This window comes from Pedobacter sp. FW305-3-2-15-E-R2A2 (assembly GCF_038446955.1).
Taxonomy (GTDB): domain Bacteria; phylum Bacteroidota; class Bacteroidia; order Sphingobacteriales; family Sphingobacteriaceae; genus Pedobacter.
This window is the reverse complement of the sequence record NZ_CP151803.1, coordinates 3,046,491-3,063,675: the sequence shown is the minus strand read 5'-3', so window position 1 is coordinate 3,063,675 and position 17,185 is coordinate 3,046,491. Positions and strand designations below refer to the sequence as shown.

Genomic DNA, 17,185 nt, shown 5'->3' with positions numbered 1-17,185 from the left:
TCCAAAAGATGAAACATTACATTTTAAAAAGACATATAGGTTTAATACTTTTAACCGCAGTCCTTTCCCTTAGCGTTCATGCGCAAACCAGCAAACATGTTATTTTGGTCAGCATCGATGGCTTCCGCCCCGATTTTTACCTTGACAAAAGCTGGCCTACACCCAACCTGCAACAGTTAATGAAAGATGGAGCTTACGCAAAAGGTGTCCGTTGCATATTTCCAAGTGTAACCTATCCTTCCCATACCACCCTGATTACTGGTACTTTCCCCGCCAAACACGGCATCACCTATAACACCATGCCCAATGAGCAGCGGAAATATGAATGGACAACGGATAGCAAAAAGATCAAAGCCGAAACTTTATGGCAGGCGGTAAGAAAGGGAGGAATGAAATCGGCCTCCATATCCTGGCCGGTATCTGTTGGCGCAGAGATCGATTATAACCTACCCGAAATATGGTCTGCAACGAATATGGCCGACCGCAAAAGCGCGATCTCAGAATTTGCAACACCAAAAGGCTTGCTGGAAGAAATGGAAAAATATGCCATTGGCGCGGTCGACATGGAAGACCTGAACCTAAGCTCTTTAGCGATGGATGAAAACAACAGCCGGATGGCAGCCTACATCTTCCGTAAATATAAGCCCAGCCTGTTAACAATCCACATTGCTGGTGTTGACGGGGCAGAACATAAGGAAGGTCGATCGGGACCAGGAGTAAACAAAGCGCTCGCCGCTGCAGATCACGCAGTGATGAACCTTTTAGATGCCGTAAAAAAAGCAGGATTGGAAGACAGCACCACCATTATCATCACCGGCGACCACGGCTTTTTAGACCTCAATAAAGTCCTTTCGCCCAATGTATGGCTGACAGAAATCGGAATCGACCCTAAAGTAGGTATAGAAGAACCGGTAGCAAAATTTCAGTCTGCCGGAGGAGCTGCGTTTTTTCATTTAAAGGACAATAACGATTTGAAGACATTGGCTAAAGTCCGTAAGAAACTGGCGGAATTACCCAAAGAATACCAGCTCCTATTCAGAATAGTAGAACGGGATGAGCTGGATAAAATTGGAGCAGATCCACATGCCATGTTTGCTTTGGCGGCTGCAAAGGGAGTTTACATTCAGGATGCGGCTTCCGGAGCAGTGGTTGGGCCTAAAAAAGGAGGTGCTCATGGTTTCTTCCCTGACGTCCCTGAAATACAAACCGGTTTTATTATTGCCGGAGCAGGTGTTAAAAAAGGAGTTGTTCTTGATTTAATCGGACTCGAAGATGTGGCCCCGACTGTAGCCAAACTTCTAGGCATCAGCTTGAAGAACGCGGATGGCAAAGCAGTGATTCCCTTTTTACAACAGTAAATAATAGCAATATAAGCGTCTTTAAGCAAGTCTTAAAGACGCTTATGAATTATTTCCCGGTTGATTGGGATTGCAGCCTGATCTTTTCAGATTTAACTGAGCTGCCACTGACCTTCAGTTCAATCGCTCCTGCTTTTTTGGTCGACTGGACCAATACCACCAGTTTCCCGCTGAACAGCTTCATCGTTGGCAATTCAAAACTTTCCAGAGAAGTGGCATCGCCATTGCATACCGCTTTGAACCGACCTTCACCGCCCACGCTGAATTTAAGCGGTAGTGTTGCCGTCGGACAGGGATTGCCATCCTTATCCACCACGGAAACTGTAACATAGGAAATGTCCTTCCCATCGGCACTGATCTCAGTCCGGTCTGCCTCAAGAACGAGGCGCTCAGGTTTACCCGCCGTGACGACTTTTTCTTCCGCCACAGGACGCCCGGCCTCATCATAGGCCACCACTTTTAAGGTCCCTGGTGCGTATTTGACCTCATTCCACATTAACCGGTAGCGGTTCTGAGGACTGTCTTTACTTTTTTTGCGGATCCCAAGGCTTTTTCCATTCAGGAACAGTTCCGCGCTTTCATAACTGGTATATACAAATACCGGTGTGGTCTCTCCTTCCCTGCCTTCCCAGTTCCAGTGTGGAAGTAAATGCAGGGTGGGCTTTTCCTGATTCCAGCGGCTTCTGTATAAATAATAGCGGTCTTTTGGCAGGCCTGCAAGATCACAGATCCCAAAATAGGAACTTCTCGATGGCCAGTGTTCATCGTAAGGTGTAGGTTCTCCCAGGTAATCGAAGCCTGTCCATACAAATTCCCCGATCACCCAGGGCTTATCGTCCTGAAGGACAAAATCATCATCCGGAAGGTTAGACCAGGCGCAGCATTCCATATCATAGGATGAACTTTGTAAGTCAGGGTACTGTTTGTCCTTAGCCATCACTACAGGGAATTTATAAATCCCTCTTGAACTCACGGTAGAAGCGGTCTCTGAGCCTAAGATAAAACCTTGAGGAAAAGCCTGATAAGCCTCATCGTATAAATGAAGCCTGTAGTTTAAACCCGGAATATCCAGCAAGGCACCAAATCCCGACTGCATGGTGTTTTTCACCTGATCCATACCTACCGTAACCGGCCTTGTCGGGTCTTCCCTGTGAAATATATCCTGTAACCATTTGGCCCGTTTTACTCCTTCAGCTCCCCATTGATCAGGAACTTCGTTTCCGGAACTCCACATCACAATACTCGGATGATTGCGGTTCGCTCTAACCAGGTTAACCACATCTTTTTCCGCATCCGTATTAAAATAAAGGTGGTAGCCATTCTCTACTTTTGGCTTGGCCCATTCATCAAAACTTTCGGCAAGGAACATAAAACCCATCTCGTCGCAGAGCTCCAACTGTTCCGGGGAGGGCATATTGTGCGAGCTGCGGATGGCATCGCATCCCATATCTTTCAGTATCGTCAGCTGCCGGCGGAGCGCTGCCACATTAATTGCGGCACCCAGTGGGCCAAGGTCATGGTGCAGACATACGCCTTTAAATTTACGGACCTGACCATTCAGGCTAAATCCTTTATTGGCCTCATAACGGATCTCACGGATACCAAAGCGGGTCTTCACCTCGTCTTTTAACACATTGCCCTGATAGACTTTGGAAACAGCAGTGTATAGATAAGGGCTTTCAGGGCTCCATAATTTCGGATCTGTCACTTCAATGTTCTGATCAAACTCATTACCAAATCGCTGATCTGTACTTCCCGAAGCAACTTCCTTACCCTGACCATCTATGACTTGAGTGACCAGACGCAGGTTTTCTCCCCTCACACTCGTTTTGATATTTACTTTTGAAAACTTTGCACTAACCACCGGAGTAGTGATGGAAATGCCCCATTGCTCAATACTTTGTTCCTCCTTTACGATCAGGTGCACATTGCGGTAAAGACCTGCTCCGGGATACCAGCGCGAAGATTTGGGCAGGTTAGACAAATGTACCGCCAACTGGTTGATCTGGCCAGGCAAAGCCTGTCCGGTCACATCCAGATAAAAGCTGTTGTATCCATAATTCCATTGTCCGACCAGTTTTCCATTGAGAAATACGCGGGGTTCGCTCATTGCGCCATCGAATACCAGCAAGGTACGCTGTCCTTTTGATAAGGCCGGAACTTTGAAGCTGTTGCGATACCAGCCCTCGCCGGTATAAGGCAAAGCACCTGTCCTACCCGTCTTTTCTGTCGGATTTTGCTCTCCATTCTGAGTAATGGCCACCACTTGTTTGTCAATTTCTTTATCGAAAGGACCTGAAATGGCCCAGTCGTGCGGCACGGTTACGGTTTTCCAGTCACGGTCATTAAAATCTTTGGCAAAGGCCTGTTCGTTTTTTCCTTTATAAAATTTCCATTGATCTGTTAATTCAATTTCTATTCTGTTTTGGCCATAGGCAGACAGGAGGATAAAAAAAGATGCGGCCAGCAACTTTAACCCGGTTACTTTAAATATGTTTTTTGGGATGTTCATACAAATTGATTTACTTAAAATAGATAGAGGAGATTTCCAGGCCTTGTTCAAAGCTGACTTCGACTTTCTCCGTCAGCTTCACATCGAAGCTCGCAGAAGCGGCAGACTGCGCATAGAGCGGCTGAAATCCCGGATATGGTCTGGGCAACAGCAATTGAGCAGCGGGTTTCAAACTGTTTAACGGTATTTTTATCGTTTTAAAATCGGCACCAAGTGCTACCCTGGTGGCGAAAAAATGAGCATTGACATCAATCAGACCAATCTGGATGGTAGCAGCAGACTGACTGCTTCTTGCCCGGATGACCAGGGTATCCGCACCAATCACCTGCTTCAGACCTGCAGATTTCATACGGTCGCCAAAATACACCTGAAATCCCAGCATCGGGATGGCTTTGTCCTCCGGCATATTGAATTTCACCGAAGGGCTTCCCGCCGGGGCATTCTGGATCGGACGGTGTTTCCAGTCCGGATTATACAGCATGATCCGATCCAGGTCTTTTGCGGCATTGAACAGCTCCACGATTGGGCTTTGCGTATCTTTAGGTGCCACAAATTCGCCCAGTTGAATCACAGACCATTTGCTGTCGGCATTAAAGGCAGTACTTACATTTTCACGTGTTAACAGATAAGTTCCCGGGCGGATCTTAAATTTTCCTGATACCGCTTTGTCCTTGCTTTGATTGCCGGAATTCAGGCCTTTGATCGCAAAAGACGTCCCAAGATCAGGTATCTGGAGGTTCATGTCCTGATTGGCCCAGCTGATACCAGTCACCACTTTATCCGGAGAAGTCCGTTCAAAAGGATCACTTAAAGATCTGGCATCCGGCATTACTTCCAGTCGCCATACCCCATCCGCAATCCGGTCTGCAAAATACGCTCCTGTTCCGCTGTATTGGATCACAGGCGAACTTCCGACACCCGCAATGTGCTGCAGTTGATTTGCATTGACGGGTCTAGAACTGGTTGTATTCGAATAATAGAACTCCTGCGCTGCATTCATTTCACTCAATGAAGCCGCGTAGCTTAACCGGAAGGGACCAAATAAACTATCTGTAGGTTGTGCTTTTGCCCTCGGCAGTGCATGAAATGCCTTGGAAGCAATCAATAAACTGATCGCTTTTGCAGGTGTATACGCCATGTTCAGGTAATGCGTCTGATATTCTGTATTTCCCTGGGCTGTGGCCATGGGGTCGTAAGCAAATTGGGTGGCCCATTGAAAGCCTGCAACCCGGAAACTCCTGGCCATTGCCGGATACATATAGGAATCCAGTACATCCCCCGCATCAAATTCATAGACCAGCTTCGCCCCTTTCTTAAAACCTGGGATCTTATCGAAAGGAATGTGATACCTGGACACATGAGGGAGATAATTCCCTTTTAAAGTATGTCCGGAAACCAGACCTGTGGGATACCATTGGAAGCTGTAACCTTGTACATCATCCGCCTTTACGATGGCATCTGCATATTTAGGAGACTCGCTGATGTTGTAAAATACAGGCTTAGTCCATCCCGTTCCGCGAATTGCCTTTACCATGCGGTTCACATATTGTGTGGTCAATGTTTTGACGCCACTGTGCTGAGGTTCATTGTTGACCTCCGTAGCAATTACATCCGGATCGTTCTGATAAGTAAGACCGGTATAAGGATTTTTATGCTGAAAAAACTGTTTCAGGTAACGCTCCTGGGCCAAAACTGCGGCTTCTTCTACCAACACCCTTTGCTTTCCGTATTTCCCGGAAAAGCTTCCCCTGTCCTCGTCCTTTTCAGGATAACCATTACCCCAGAAAGCAATTGGAGTGATGAGGATTTTAATCTTTCTTTTCTTCAACTCTGCGATGAGAAAATCAAACAGTCTAAGGTGTTCGTTATTGATCAGGTTTCCCAGGCTATCGGAAATCTCCACATCCCAGACATGGACGCGGAAAGCGTCCAGACCCAAACGGGAGAAATGGTACACATCATCTTTAATGGCCTGTTCTACAGAAATGCCCGTCCGCTGAATGGAACGGTAGCCATAGGCGAACGGAGCAGTATAATTGACGCCGAAAAAACTGGCTTCGCTCCCGTCCTTCTCCCATCGCATCACGCCATTTTTGTCGACAAAAATTCCGGATCTGGTCTTTTTGCTTTGAGCAAAGCCGCAAAGGCTGATTATCGAAATAAAAAGAAAAATTAAAACACTTTTAGAAAACATCATCAGTTATTAAGGTAAAAACGCATCCATTGCTATCGTTGGCTTGCCCGTATCATCAAAAGCGCCCAGTTTATAGCCATTCCAGCTATTGTAAGACTGAGGTTCCCAGTAAAATACGCCCAAACCTTTGTTGTTTGGCAGGGACTTATTTTTGGAGATCAGATCACTGATAAAGGCTTTGGATGCGGCGGCTTCTGCTGCCGGCATACCCATCTCACAAATCATTATTTCAGAGCCGTAACGACTCAGCATATCGTTCATATTGGCCAGACATTGGGTATTTTTAGTTTGCCAATCGGCAACCCCAGGGTACAAAGACATTCCGATCACGTCCCATTTGGCACCATTGCTCTTTAAGCCATCGAACATCCACCTGAACATGCCATTGTCATAGCCGTTAGAAAGGTGTACGATCACTTTTGAACTGGCGTTAACTGATTTGACCGCATTGTATCCGGAAAGGACAAGGTCTGCAAAGTTTTTCATGTTCAAAGAAGCTTTGCCTTCTTCCCATAACATGCCGTTATTGGTTTCATTTCCCACTTGTACCCATTCCGGTACGATCTTATTATTTTTCAACAACGTCAGCACTTCTACCGTATGGTTAAAGACCGAAGTCTTTAAGGCATCTATGTTCTGCCCATTCCAAGCTGCAGGTTTAGTTTGTTTGCCCGGATCTGCCCAGCTGTCGCTGTAATGAAAATCAATCAGCAACCTCATATTCGCTGCTTTGACGCGTTTGGCCTTCGCCAATACATCGGCCATGCCCGACCAGTCGCCGGTGGGATTGACCCACACCCTCAATCTGACTGCGTTGACGCCTTTATCCCCAAGGATTTTAAGCAAATCCTGCGCGACTCCGGCATTGTTATAAAACTTCTTCCCTGAAGCTTCCATTTCCGTCAGCCAGCTGACATCTGCCCCTCTGGCATAACTTCCGGGAGGTTCGGGTTCAGGGTAAATTTGTGTGGCACCTGCAGGAATTTTTTTACAGGCAATACTGATTACGATCAGTGTAAATATCAGGGCAAACCATTTGTTTGTTTTCATTTCCTTGTCTTTTTAATTATTTGACTGAATAGGTATAATTTCCATCTCCGGCACTCATATCCAGGGTAACTGTAAATACGCCGGTTTTGGCTACAGGGATATTCACCCCGCCCCAGGTTGGTGCACCAGCAAACATGAGCACCCCATTTTCTGCTTTATCCAGTTTATAACTGATGTCGTAAGACCCATTGCAGGTAAATGCAAAATTCTTTCCGGCAGTCAGCGAAACATTGCTGGCAGTCCAGACCCTGGTATTTGCATTATACACCATCGGCGTAGCCGAAGTACTCCAGGCATTGTCGTCACCGGAGATGAAGAAATGAACAGGTGTATAATTAATCGTCATGGCATCCAGGTCTACATTGACCTTCATCTGGTTCGGTGCGGGTGTCAGCCATAATCCGCCTCCGCCAACACTCAGCGTGGTTGCACTCGTTCCCCAGCCATAAGACTTCCCGTCTTTTGTGGAAATTAATGTAAAGGCGTCGCCGCCCCATCCGTCAGCATTTGGAAGGTCGAGATACCCTTCATATTTATCATTGAATTTTGCTGAAGTCAGCAGGTATCCATTGGTTCTTTCCGCAGGTGTTCTCCAGGAATTACCACCTTTAACCAGTAAAGCAGGATATTCCACAAAAGAGCGGTAAGGTTTAACCAGCATCGTCAAGCTGGCATAAATGGGTTTTACCTCCGATGCGAGGCCGCTGTTCTGCTTTACATCCGATTTTAAGCGCACCGCGATCGTGCTGCTCACCTCCACTGGTAATAAAAGCTGTACCGCAAGCAAGGCATTAAAGTCGGCTCCTTTAAAGGTTTTCCTCAGGCTATCCGCCGGGATTTTTACTTCAACCGCTTTTCCCCAGGCATTTTCTCCTGAAGTATCGGCAGGCAGATCGAATTGTAAGGTATACGTGGGCACAACCTTTACGCCGTAATCCGGAGCGGTGAAGCTAAAGGTCAGCACATTCTTTTCTGCATTGGCTTCAGATAAGCTGAGGTTGTTGCTGGAAGCAGTAAATCCTTTGATTCCTGCAGCAGGTATGGTCATCACATTGCTGCTTTTCTCCTTTTTACAAGCGGATAGCGCAATACTGAACAGGATCAGATAAAAAAAGGGATTCCATAATGTTTTCATAATTTCTATATTTTATCGGCAGGCCAACAGGCCGGTACCTGGATCAATAACCTGGATTTTGAATTAAATTTGGATTTGCGGAGAGATCTGTCGGCGGTAAGGGGAAAAGGTTGTACTTATCTGCCACCGCAGTTCCTGCTTTTACCCCGCCTTTCCAGGCCCATAAATAAACGCCTGTTGTAAATTTACCGAACCTAATCAGGTCTGTTCTCCTTACTGCTTCATAATACAGTTCCCGGCCACGTTCATCAAGCATAAAATCAAGATTCAATGCGCTCAGGCTGATGTTACCCGATGTGTTGCCATTGTAGGCACGGGTTCTTAAGGCATTGATGTACCTCAGCGCAGTTCCGGTATCACCGCCACTACCGCCGCGCAAAACGGCTTCTGCATAATTCAGGTACACTTCACCCAGACGGAATAAAGGAAAATCAATATCCGAGAAATCTTTAGCGGCATCCTGGTTCGGCGCAGCTGCTCCGGTTCTGGTTTTATTGCGGTATTTGGTGGTCGAGTAACCCTCCGTTTCTACATACAGTTCATTCATCTCCAGATTCTGACCCGCCATGTAAAACTGCGCACGACTATCGGTGTTTCCGGTTTTATCGGCAAAGAGGTTGACAAACTGCTGTGTGCACCTCAAACCGCCCCAATCTCCGTTCGAGCCCGAAACATCGGCAGGCACATTGGCCGGCCCATGCATCAGGTAAGTCGTTCCGCCAAAATTCTGAGTACTCGTACCATCATAATTGATCGTCAGGATAAATTCATCCGTATTCAGGTGATTGTCTGCAATGGTCAGGTCCCGGTATTTACCATGCAGGGTATAGCCCGCGTTAATGATCTTATTGCTGTAAGTGATCGCTTCTGTATATTTTGCTGTCCCTGTATATATCGAAGCATTCAGGTAAAGGCGCGACAGCAATGCCCATGCTGCAGCGCGGTCTGCCCTGCCATATTCATTACTTTTTGGAGCAGCGAGTTCGTTTTCAATCGCCAAAAGTTCGGACTCGATATATTTGAAGAGCTCGGCCCTTACGATCCGCTTCGGAAAATCTTTACTGGCAATTTGCGTGTCTTCGGTAGCGAATGCAGGATTGCCATACAGGTCCATCAATACCCAATATTGATAAGCCCTGATGAACCTTGCCTCTGCGCGGTATTTACGAATGTTGTCTGCGTCTGCGCCGCTAATCCCTCTTTTGGAAATGTTATCATCTGTGGATTGTCTGATAAAATCATTGCAAAGGGTGATTTGAAAATAAGAGCGGTAATAAAGACCATTGATGATCGAGTTGATTGAAGACCAGCTCAGTTCGTGCAGTCCCTGGATCCCGGCATCATTCTGCCATGACCAGGCTGCTTCATCTGTGGTCAGCTCCTGCAGGTTCCAGTACAGTCTTAAAAAATCAGAGTTTCCTTCATCCTTGATAATTTCTACCGGGATGTCCTGCTGGCCTGTGGTTGCGTTTCCGGTCAGCGCAAATGCACCATAGACTTTGGCCAGGGCTTGTTTATAGCCCAATGGCGTGGAGTACACCTTTTCTGCGGTCAGGTCGTTGGTAGGTGCAAGGTCTAATTTATTACAGGCAGAAAGCAGGATCAGCACGACAAGTGCAAGAGCCCTGGTTCCGCGAAGCCTGTATGGGGTATAGGATTTATTTATGTTCCGGTTCATCGTTTTAATAATTAAGGTTTAAGCCCAATGAAAATACACGTGGTCTTGGGTAAAGGTTATTGTCTACACCTGAGGGAACCTCAGGATCAAGTCCTTTATATTTAGTGATCACAAACACGTTCTGTACGCTTGCATTGAGTTGCAGACTGGCTTTATTTTTCAGGATCGTCCCAAACTTATAGCCCAGGTTGACGTTGTCCATTCTCAGGAAGGAAGCGTTCTCTACATAATAATCGCTCAACAATTGCTGGCCTTTGAAATTCGTGACCAGGTAATTGGGAGAGGCATTGAGCAAAATGGCGGTTCCCAGCACCTGAGTCAGGTTTCCCCGCTGACTAAAGGAATTGTTGTACAGGTAATTGCCCAGATTGGCACGCATCGTAAAACTTAGGTTCCATTTTTTATAAGTCATGTTGTTGCTGAAACCAAGGAATAATTTAGGATCCGCAGACTTGCCTTTGGTCAGGTCATTTTCAGTGATTAAGCCATCCCCGTTCTGATCTACATAAATGCCTTCGATCGGTTTGCCCGAGGGATCATACACCTGCTGCAATAAGTTGAAAGTACTTTTTGGAGCGCCTACGGCATTGATGAAAGCGTACTGTCCGCTCACCCCTCCGGCAATGGTACCTGAAGGAAATCCTTTATAATTCGGATCATTTGGAATTACCGTCAGATTGGTAATCGTATTTTTATTGTAGGTCGCATTTAAGCTGAAATTCCATTCAAAATCCGGACGTTGTATCGGAACAAAGTTTAAGCTCAGCTCTACCCCTTCATTCAGCATATCGCCTACATTGATGATCGCTGTTGCGCTGAAATTGGTTCCTGCCGGCTGAGGAATCTGGTTAAGGAGGTCGCTGGTTTTTCTGCGGTAAAGCTCCAGGCTACCTGTAATTCTGTTGTTCAGGATTCCGGCATCCAGGCCGATATTGGTCGTTGCCGTTTCTTCCCATTTGATGTCCGGAATGTAAGCCGTAGGCCGGTACATCTGATAAAAGGTATCTCCAAACTGATAAGAAGCGTTAGGTGTACTCAAGCCATAGGTAGACAAATAACCGTAATTGCCAATGCCTTCCTGCTGACCGGTGATGCCATAGCTCATGCGCAATTTCAGTGCAGAGATCAGTTTGTTGTCCTTTAAGAAGGATTCGTTCTTTAAGGTCCAGGCCAGGGCTACGGAAGGAAAATAGCCATATTTATAGCTTGGTCCGAAACGAGACGAACCATCACGTCTTAGGGTGGCCGTCAACAGGAAACGTTCATCATAATTATAGTTTAACCTCGCAAAATAAGAAATCAGCCTGTTCTGTGGCGTATTGAAAGGAAAGTCAGGATCGCTGTTTGCGATCTTATTTCCATTGGCATCAAAATCAGCGAAGTTGTAAAATTTGGTCTGGTAGTCATTGTAAGAATAACCAGCGGTAGCATCTACCCTGCTTTTTATAGAAGCGAACTCTTTCACATAATTCAGGTAGAAATCTACCAGCGTATTTGCCCGGTTTTGTTTATACCTGTTGTTGATCCCCATTCTGTTGATCTGTTCCGCTGCATTCTGATTCACAAACACCGTTCCTTTTCCCGTTGCCACATCATAGCCCATATTCAGGTTGGCCCGCAACTCCGGCAGAAAATGAAATTTATAATCCAGTTGCACATTCCCGATACTGCGGTAAGGATTCGAACGGTCTTCACGTTGTTGCAAAAGACCGAGCGGGTTTCTACCCACCAGATTGACCAGTCCGCTTGGGGTACTGGAATCGAGCCATTCCCAGTAGCCGTTAAAATCCGGTCTGTTGGTATAGACCGCCTGGGTAGGATCAAAACTCACGGCAGCACCAATGGCCGCCTGATTGGCAAACCTCGCCTGTTGTACACTGCCTTTCAGGTTGATGTCCAGTTTCAGGTGTTTATCAAAAAAAGTAGGATTGAATACAACAGCGGCGGAAGTTTTTTCCAGTTTATCGGTCCTGAGTACCCCGCTTTGATTTTGGTAGCCCAGCGACAGGCGGTAAGGTAAGTTTTTGATCCCTCCGCTAATGCTCAGGTTATTGTCTGAGGCAAAACCATCCTGATAAATCAAATCCTGCCAATTGGTATTGAACTGGCCCAGCTGTTCTTTTTGAGCAGCACTGCCATTTTTATTGACGATTTCCCGGAGCTGGTCTGCGCTGAGCACATCTACCTGTTTGCCCAGTTTAGTAATGGAATTGACCGAGTTGAACCCTATTTTCAATTCACCTGCCAAACCTTTTTTAGTGGTGATGATGAGCACGCCGTTAGAAGCTCTTGCTCCATAAATCGCGGCGGCTGAAGCATCTTTTAAAACGGTAAAAGACTCGATGTCATTTGGATTGATAAAACTTAAAGGATTGGAAGCGCCTCCAATTACGCTGTTTTCCAGCAGCACCCCATCGATCACGATCAAAGGATCATTACTCGCGCTGAGGGATGATCCGCCCCTGATGCGAATGGTGCTTCCGCTCCCAGGCTGACCGCTGTTGGAAGTAATGGCCACACCCGATACTTTACCCGAAAGCATTTGCTCCGGAGTAGTGATACTCCCTTTCTGAAAATCCTTTGCGGTCACCACGGCAACAGACCCAGTCAGGTCCTGCTTTCTGGTGGTTCCGTAACCGACCACTACAACTTCATTCAATTTAGCCGCATCTTCGTTCAGCATGACATTTAAGACCCGGGATTGGGGAATGGCCACTTCTTCAGTTTTGTAACCTATAAAAGTAAAAATCAAAACCCCTGATCCCCCGGGAACTTTGAGCGAAAAACTTCCGTCTGTGTTGGTTACTGTACCAATGGCACTGCCCTTCAGCAATACACTGACACCGGGAATCCCCAGCTGATCAAAAGCGGACTTCACCGCCCCTGTAACGGTCACCGTTTGTTGTGCATAGAGCGTTGCTGTGGTGGAAAGAAAAAGCAACAACAATAAGTTGAGCTTGACAATAAAAGTAAAAATTCGCATACAGTATTTGGTTAGTATTTACTGATACAAATGAAACGGTTATTCCGGTTGTACGTTTGTGCTATCGTGTTTTCTTTTTGTTCTATTTGACAATTTTCAGCGGTGCAACGTGTAAAAAGCAGGCTATACGGCAATTTAAGTCACAATTTCTATTACCTTTAACAAAATATAAACCGAGTACCTGTAGCTATACCAAATGAGTTCATTCGTTAAAAATGTACTGTTCTTCTTATTGATCAGCTGTCAGATCACCTTTGCGCAAAATCCAAAATTTAAGCACATCGGGATTGATGCCGGACTTTCCAACAGTACCATTGAATGCATCTTTCAGGACCACCGGGGTTTCCTCTGGTTTGGGACACGCGATGGGTTAAACAAGTACGACGGAGAACAGATCACTGTTTTCAAAAGCAGCAGGGATCCTGCGAGTTTATCTGATAACTTTATCCGGCACATCTATGAGGATAAAAATAAAAAACTTTGGATCGGTACTTCCAATGGATTGAACCGGTTTGATCCGGAAACGAACAGCTTCAGGCGTTACAAAACAGGTTCGGCTGCCGCCGGAAAGTCTTCAGGTAGTAATAATGTCACCGCCATTGAGGAACATGCCACCGGGCTTTGGATTGCTACTTCCGGGGGTCTTCTGGAGCTTCGGAATGACAAAACAACTACCTTTCGCCATTTCAAACACCATACCAACGACCTTCATACCGACCGGAAAGGAAACTTATGGATTGCGACAGACAGCGGGCTTTATAAGTTCGACAAAAAGAGTTCCGCGTTTATGAAAATACCGGGTCTTTCCAATTATACCCTGAGGGTCATCGCGGAATCCGCTGATGGGACCTTGTGGCTGGGTACCGAAGAACAGGGGATGATTGCCTACCAACCTTCCAATCACAGCATCAAAATTTACAGACATGAGCTGAAGAACAGCAACAGCCTGGGCAGTGACCTCGTACGGGCGATCATCGTAGATCAAAAGAACAACCTCTGGATAGGAAGTGTAAACGGTGGTCTGGATCGTTTCAATCCTCAGACTAACACCTTTAAAAATTACCAAAATGAACCCGGTAATGCTTCCAGTCTTTCTCAAAGGACAGTTTCTGCCTTATTTCAGGACAAGCAGGACAATTTATGGGTAGGCACCCATCGTGGCGGGATCAATCTGTATACCCCCGGTTCGGAAAGGTTCAGGCTCGTACAGCAGGAATTGAATAAAAACAGCCTGAGTTATAACGACGTGAAAGCCTTCTATGAAGATCAGGATGAAAACCTCTGGATAGGAACTGATGGCGGTGGTTTGAATTTTTACCATAAGGCCAGTCAGCGTTTTACACATTATAAATTTGATCCCTTTCGGCAAGAGAGCCTGGGCTCGAACGCGGTCCTGAACATTACCGAAGACCGCTTCAAACAGCTCTGGATTGGCACCTGGGCTGGTGGTTTGAACCTGATGGACCGGCAATCCGGAACCTTCCGCCGCTTTTTGAACAACCCGGCAGATCCCTCCTCCATCTCCTCCAATTATGTACAGAAAACATTTGAAGACAGCAAGGGAAATTTATGGGTAGGCACCTATTATGGCGGTTTGAATCTGATGGACAGGGGCAGTAAAAAATTCAGTCGCCTGATACAGGGCGCCGGAAATACACAAATCAGTGGCAAAAACATCATCTCCATCAATGAAGATCAACATCAGAACCTTTGGATTGGCACAGACGATGGCGGGCTGAACTGTTATAACCTGAATACAAAGCGGTTTACGCATTACTTTTTAAATGAAGAGAAAAGACCAGACCTGCGCGTCATTTTTATAGACAGCAAAAAAAGATTGTGGATCGGTCAGTCGGGATTGTACCTCTTTAATCCAGCCAAAAACAGCTTTTCTATGTATACTACAAGAGCCGGATTGTCTACCGATTTTATCAAAGGTATCACAGAGGATGACCGGGGTAACTTTTGGATTTCGACCTCCAGGGGATTGACCAGGTTTAATCCGGAAACATTAAGAGCCAGTTCCTATAATAAAGCCGATGGCCTCCAGGGCCTGGAGTTTGAAGCAAATGCCTTTTTAAAAACCAGAAAAGGAGAAATGTTTTTTGGTGGGGTAAACGGATTCAATTCCTTTTACCCTGACGAGATCAAAACCAACCGGTTCATTCCTCCTGTTTACATCACTGAATTTCAGATTTTCAACAACAGAATGCTGCCCGGCGTTAAAGATTCTCCATTGGATAAAGACATCAGCTTCAGCAATGATATTGCGCTTTCTTATCAGCAGTCGACCTTCTCCTTTAGTTTTGCCGGATTAAATTATACGGCACCGGAAAATAACAAATACGCCTACAAGCTGGAAGGTTTCGACAAAGACTGGAATTACGCCGGAAATACTAAAAAAGCTTTTTATACGAATCTGGATCCTGGTGACTATGTATTCCGGGTAAAGGCTTCCAATAATGACAACAACTGGAATGCAGCCGGCACTGCGGTGCGCATCCACATCTCCCCTCCTTTCTGGGCCACCTGGTGGTTCAGATTAATCATTGCGGTCCTGCTGACCGGGATCGCCTATGCCTTGCTCAGTTTCAAAAGACGCATGGAATTGCGGGCGCTGGAGGAGCAGCAACGGGAAGAAATGCACCAGATCCAGTTGCAGTTCTTTACCAATATTTCTCACGAATTCAGAACACCCTTGTCTTTGATCCTCGGACCAATAGACCGGTTGTTGAAAGAAGATTCAAAAGCGGCTTTTCTGAGTTATTACAAAACCATTCACCGCAATGCGAACCGCCTGCTCAGCCTGATCAATGAGTTGATGGACTTTAGAAAAATTGAATCCGGTGCGCTGCAACTGAAAGTTATCCAGGGCAACATCAACCTCTTTATTGACGAAGTGGCGGAAGAGTTTGCAGAGATGGCAGAAGAGAAACACATTAATTTCATCGTTAAAAATACAGTACAACCGGCCGATACCTGGTTCGATAGAAATGTAATTGAAAAAATCATTTTAAACCTGATCAATAATTCCCTGAAATATACCAAACAGGGCGGTGAAGTTGTGCTGGAGATCCTGGACAACCTGGACAATTACCAGCCATTATTTGAAAACCAATTGCACATCAAGAGCAATTACCAGGGGAAAAGGTACGTTTATATCCGCGTAGCAGACAATGGCATTGGCATCTCTAAAGAATCTATAAGCCACTTATTTGAGCGCTATTACCGCATCACCGAGACCCATCTCGGATCAGGTGTAGGCCTTGCATTTGTGAAGAGCCTGACCATGCTGCACAAGGGGCTCATTCATGTATCCAGTGAAAGGCATCAGGGTACCGAGATCATCATCGGCCTGCCTTGTGATAAGGAGGCTTTTAAACCCGAAGAGCTCTGGGGACAAAGCAATGAACAAGGGGGAACCCGTTTGGAAAGCATCAGCTATAAATCTGATTTCGCGTTGCCTGTCGCACCGGTCTCCGTTCCGGAGATTCCAACCCTCAGTAAACACATTTTGATTGTCGACGATAATGAAGAATTGCGGTCCTTTCTGAAAGATACGCTGAGCGCAAGCTATCATATTTCTGAAGCGGCAGATGGCTATGCAGGATTGCTGAAAGCAAAAGAAGAGTTTCCAGACCTGGTGATCAGTGATGTGATGATGCCTGGAATGACGGGCACCGAGCTCTGTAAAGCGCTGAAGGAAGACCTGGAAACGAGTCATATTCCATTTCTGATGCTGACTGCCAAGAATAGCATAGAGGCAGAAATAGAAGGTGCAGCATCCGGTGCGGATCTGTATTTCAGTAAACCGATCAACATCAGCTTATTGCAGATCAACATCAAAAATATCTTTGAACAGCGCCAGAAATTAAAGGATCATTATTCCAAAGATCACCAGACTGAACTCATTGACCTCGTGCATTCTACTAAAGACCGGGAGTTTATGGAAAAACTGTTGAGCATTGTCAATGACCACCTGATCAATCCGGAAATGGATATAGAATTTCTGTGTTCAGAGATTGGAATGAGCCGGACTAAGTTATACCAAAAGATCAAAACCATTACGGGGCAGTCGATCGGAGAATTTATACGCTCCATCAGACTCCGGAAAGCAGTCGAAATTATGACCCGGGAAGATGTGTTGTTAACGGAAGTGATGTACCGGGTTGGGATTCAAACCCAATCCTATTTCAGCAAAGCATTTAAGAAGGAATTTGGAAAGACGCCAAGTCAGTATCTGCAAGAGCGGAACACCTGACCGAACTGCTGCAC

The 17,185-nt window shown here is 46.0% G+C and carries 8 protein-coding genes; 2 read left to right on the top strand and 6 right to left on the bottom strand.

The window, feature by feature from the left end:
• Nucleotides 1-8: 8 nt before the first annotated feature.
• Entirely contained in the window at nt 9-1,358 is a 1,350-nt protein-coding gene (locus AAFF35_RS12370) for an ectonucleotide pyrophosphatase/phosphodiesterase (RefSeq protein WP_342332819.1), read from the top strand.
• A 49-nt stretch (nt 1,359-1,407) separates the two neighbouring features.
• Here AAFF35_RS12370 and galB read toward each other — a convergent pair whose 3' ends face one another.
• From galB to AAFF35_RS12340, 6 genes are read right to left on the bottom strand one after another with little or no spacing between them, the layout of a single operon-like run.
• The gene (gene galB, locus AAFF35_RS12365) at nt 1,408-3,870 is read right to left on the bottom strand and encodes a beta-galactosidase GalB (protein ID WP_342332818.1); all 2,463 of its coding nucleotides are present in this window, start codon (nt 3,868-3,870) and stop codon (nt 1,408-1,410) included.
• Nucleotides 3,871-3,880: 10 nt separating this feature from the next.
• Nucleotides 3,881-6,067: a membrane or secreted protein gene (locus AAFF35_RS12360; RefSeq protein WP_342332817.1), complete on the bottom strand. Its 2,187-nt coding sequence runs from the start codon at nt 6,065-6,067 to the stop codon at nt 3,881-3,883.
• Nucleotides 6,068-6,073: 6 nt separating this feature from the next.
• Complete coding sequence (locus AAFF35_RS12355; RefSeq protein WP_342332816.1) at nt 6,074-7,114, bottom strand: glycosyl hydrolase 53 family protein; 1,041 nt, start codon at nt 7,112-7,114, stop codon at nt 6,074-6,076.
• 16 nt (nt 7,115-7,130) lie between these two features.
• Nucleotides 7,131-8,249, bottom strand: coding sequence for a SusE domain-containing protein (locus AAFF35_RS12350; protein ID WP_342332815.1), 1,119 nt, complete (start codon nt 8,247-8,249; stop codon nt 7,131-7,133).
• Nucleotides 8,250-8,292: 43 nt separating this feature from the next.
• Nucleotides 8,293-9,927 (bottom strand): RagB/SusD family nutrient uptake outer membrane protein, encoded by a 1,635-nt coding sequence (locus AAFF35_RS12345; protein ID WP_342332814.1) that lies wholly within the window; start codon nt 9,925-9,927, stop codon nt 8,293-8,295.
• Nucleotides 9,928-9,931: 4 nt separating this feature from the next.
• Nucleotides 9,932-12,910, bottom strand: a complete 2,979-nt coding sequence (locus AAFF35_RS12340; protein ID WP_342332813.1) for a TonB-dependent receptor — start codon at nt 12,908-12,910, stop codon at nt 9,932-9,934.
• Nucleotides 12,911-13,106: 196 nt separating this feature from the next.
• On the opposite strand from AAFF35_RS12340, the gene AAFF35_RS12335 reads away from it, so the two are divergent.
• Nucleotides 13,107-17,171, top strand: a complete 4,065-nt coding sequence (locus AAFF35_RS12335; RefSeq protein WP_342332812.1) for a two-component regulator propeller domain-containing protein — start codon at nt 13,107-13,109, stop codon at nt 17,169-17,171.
• Nucleotides 17,172-17,185: the final 14 nt, after the last annotated feature.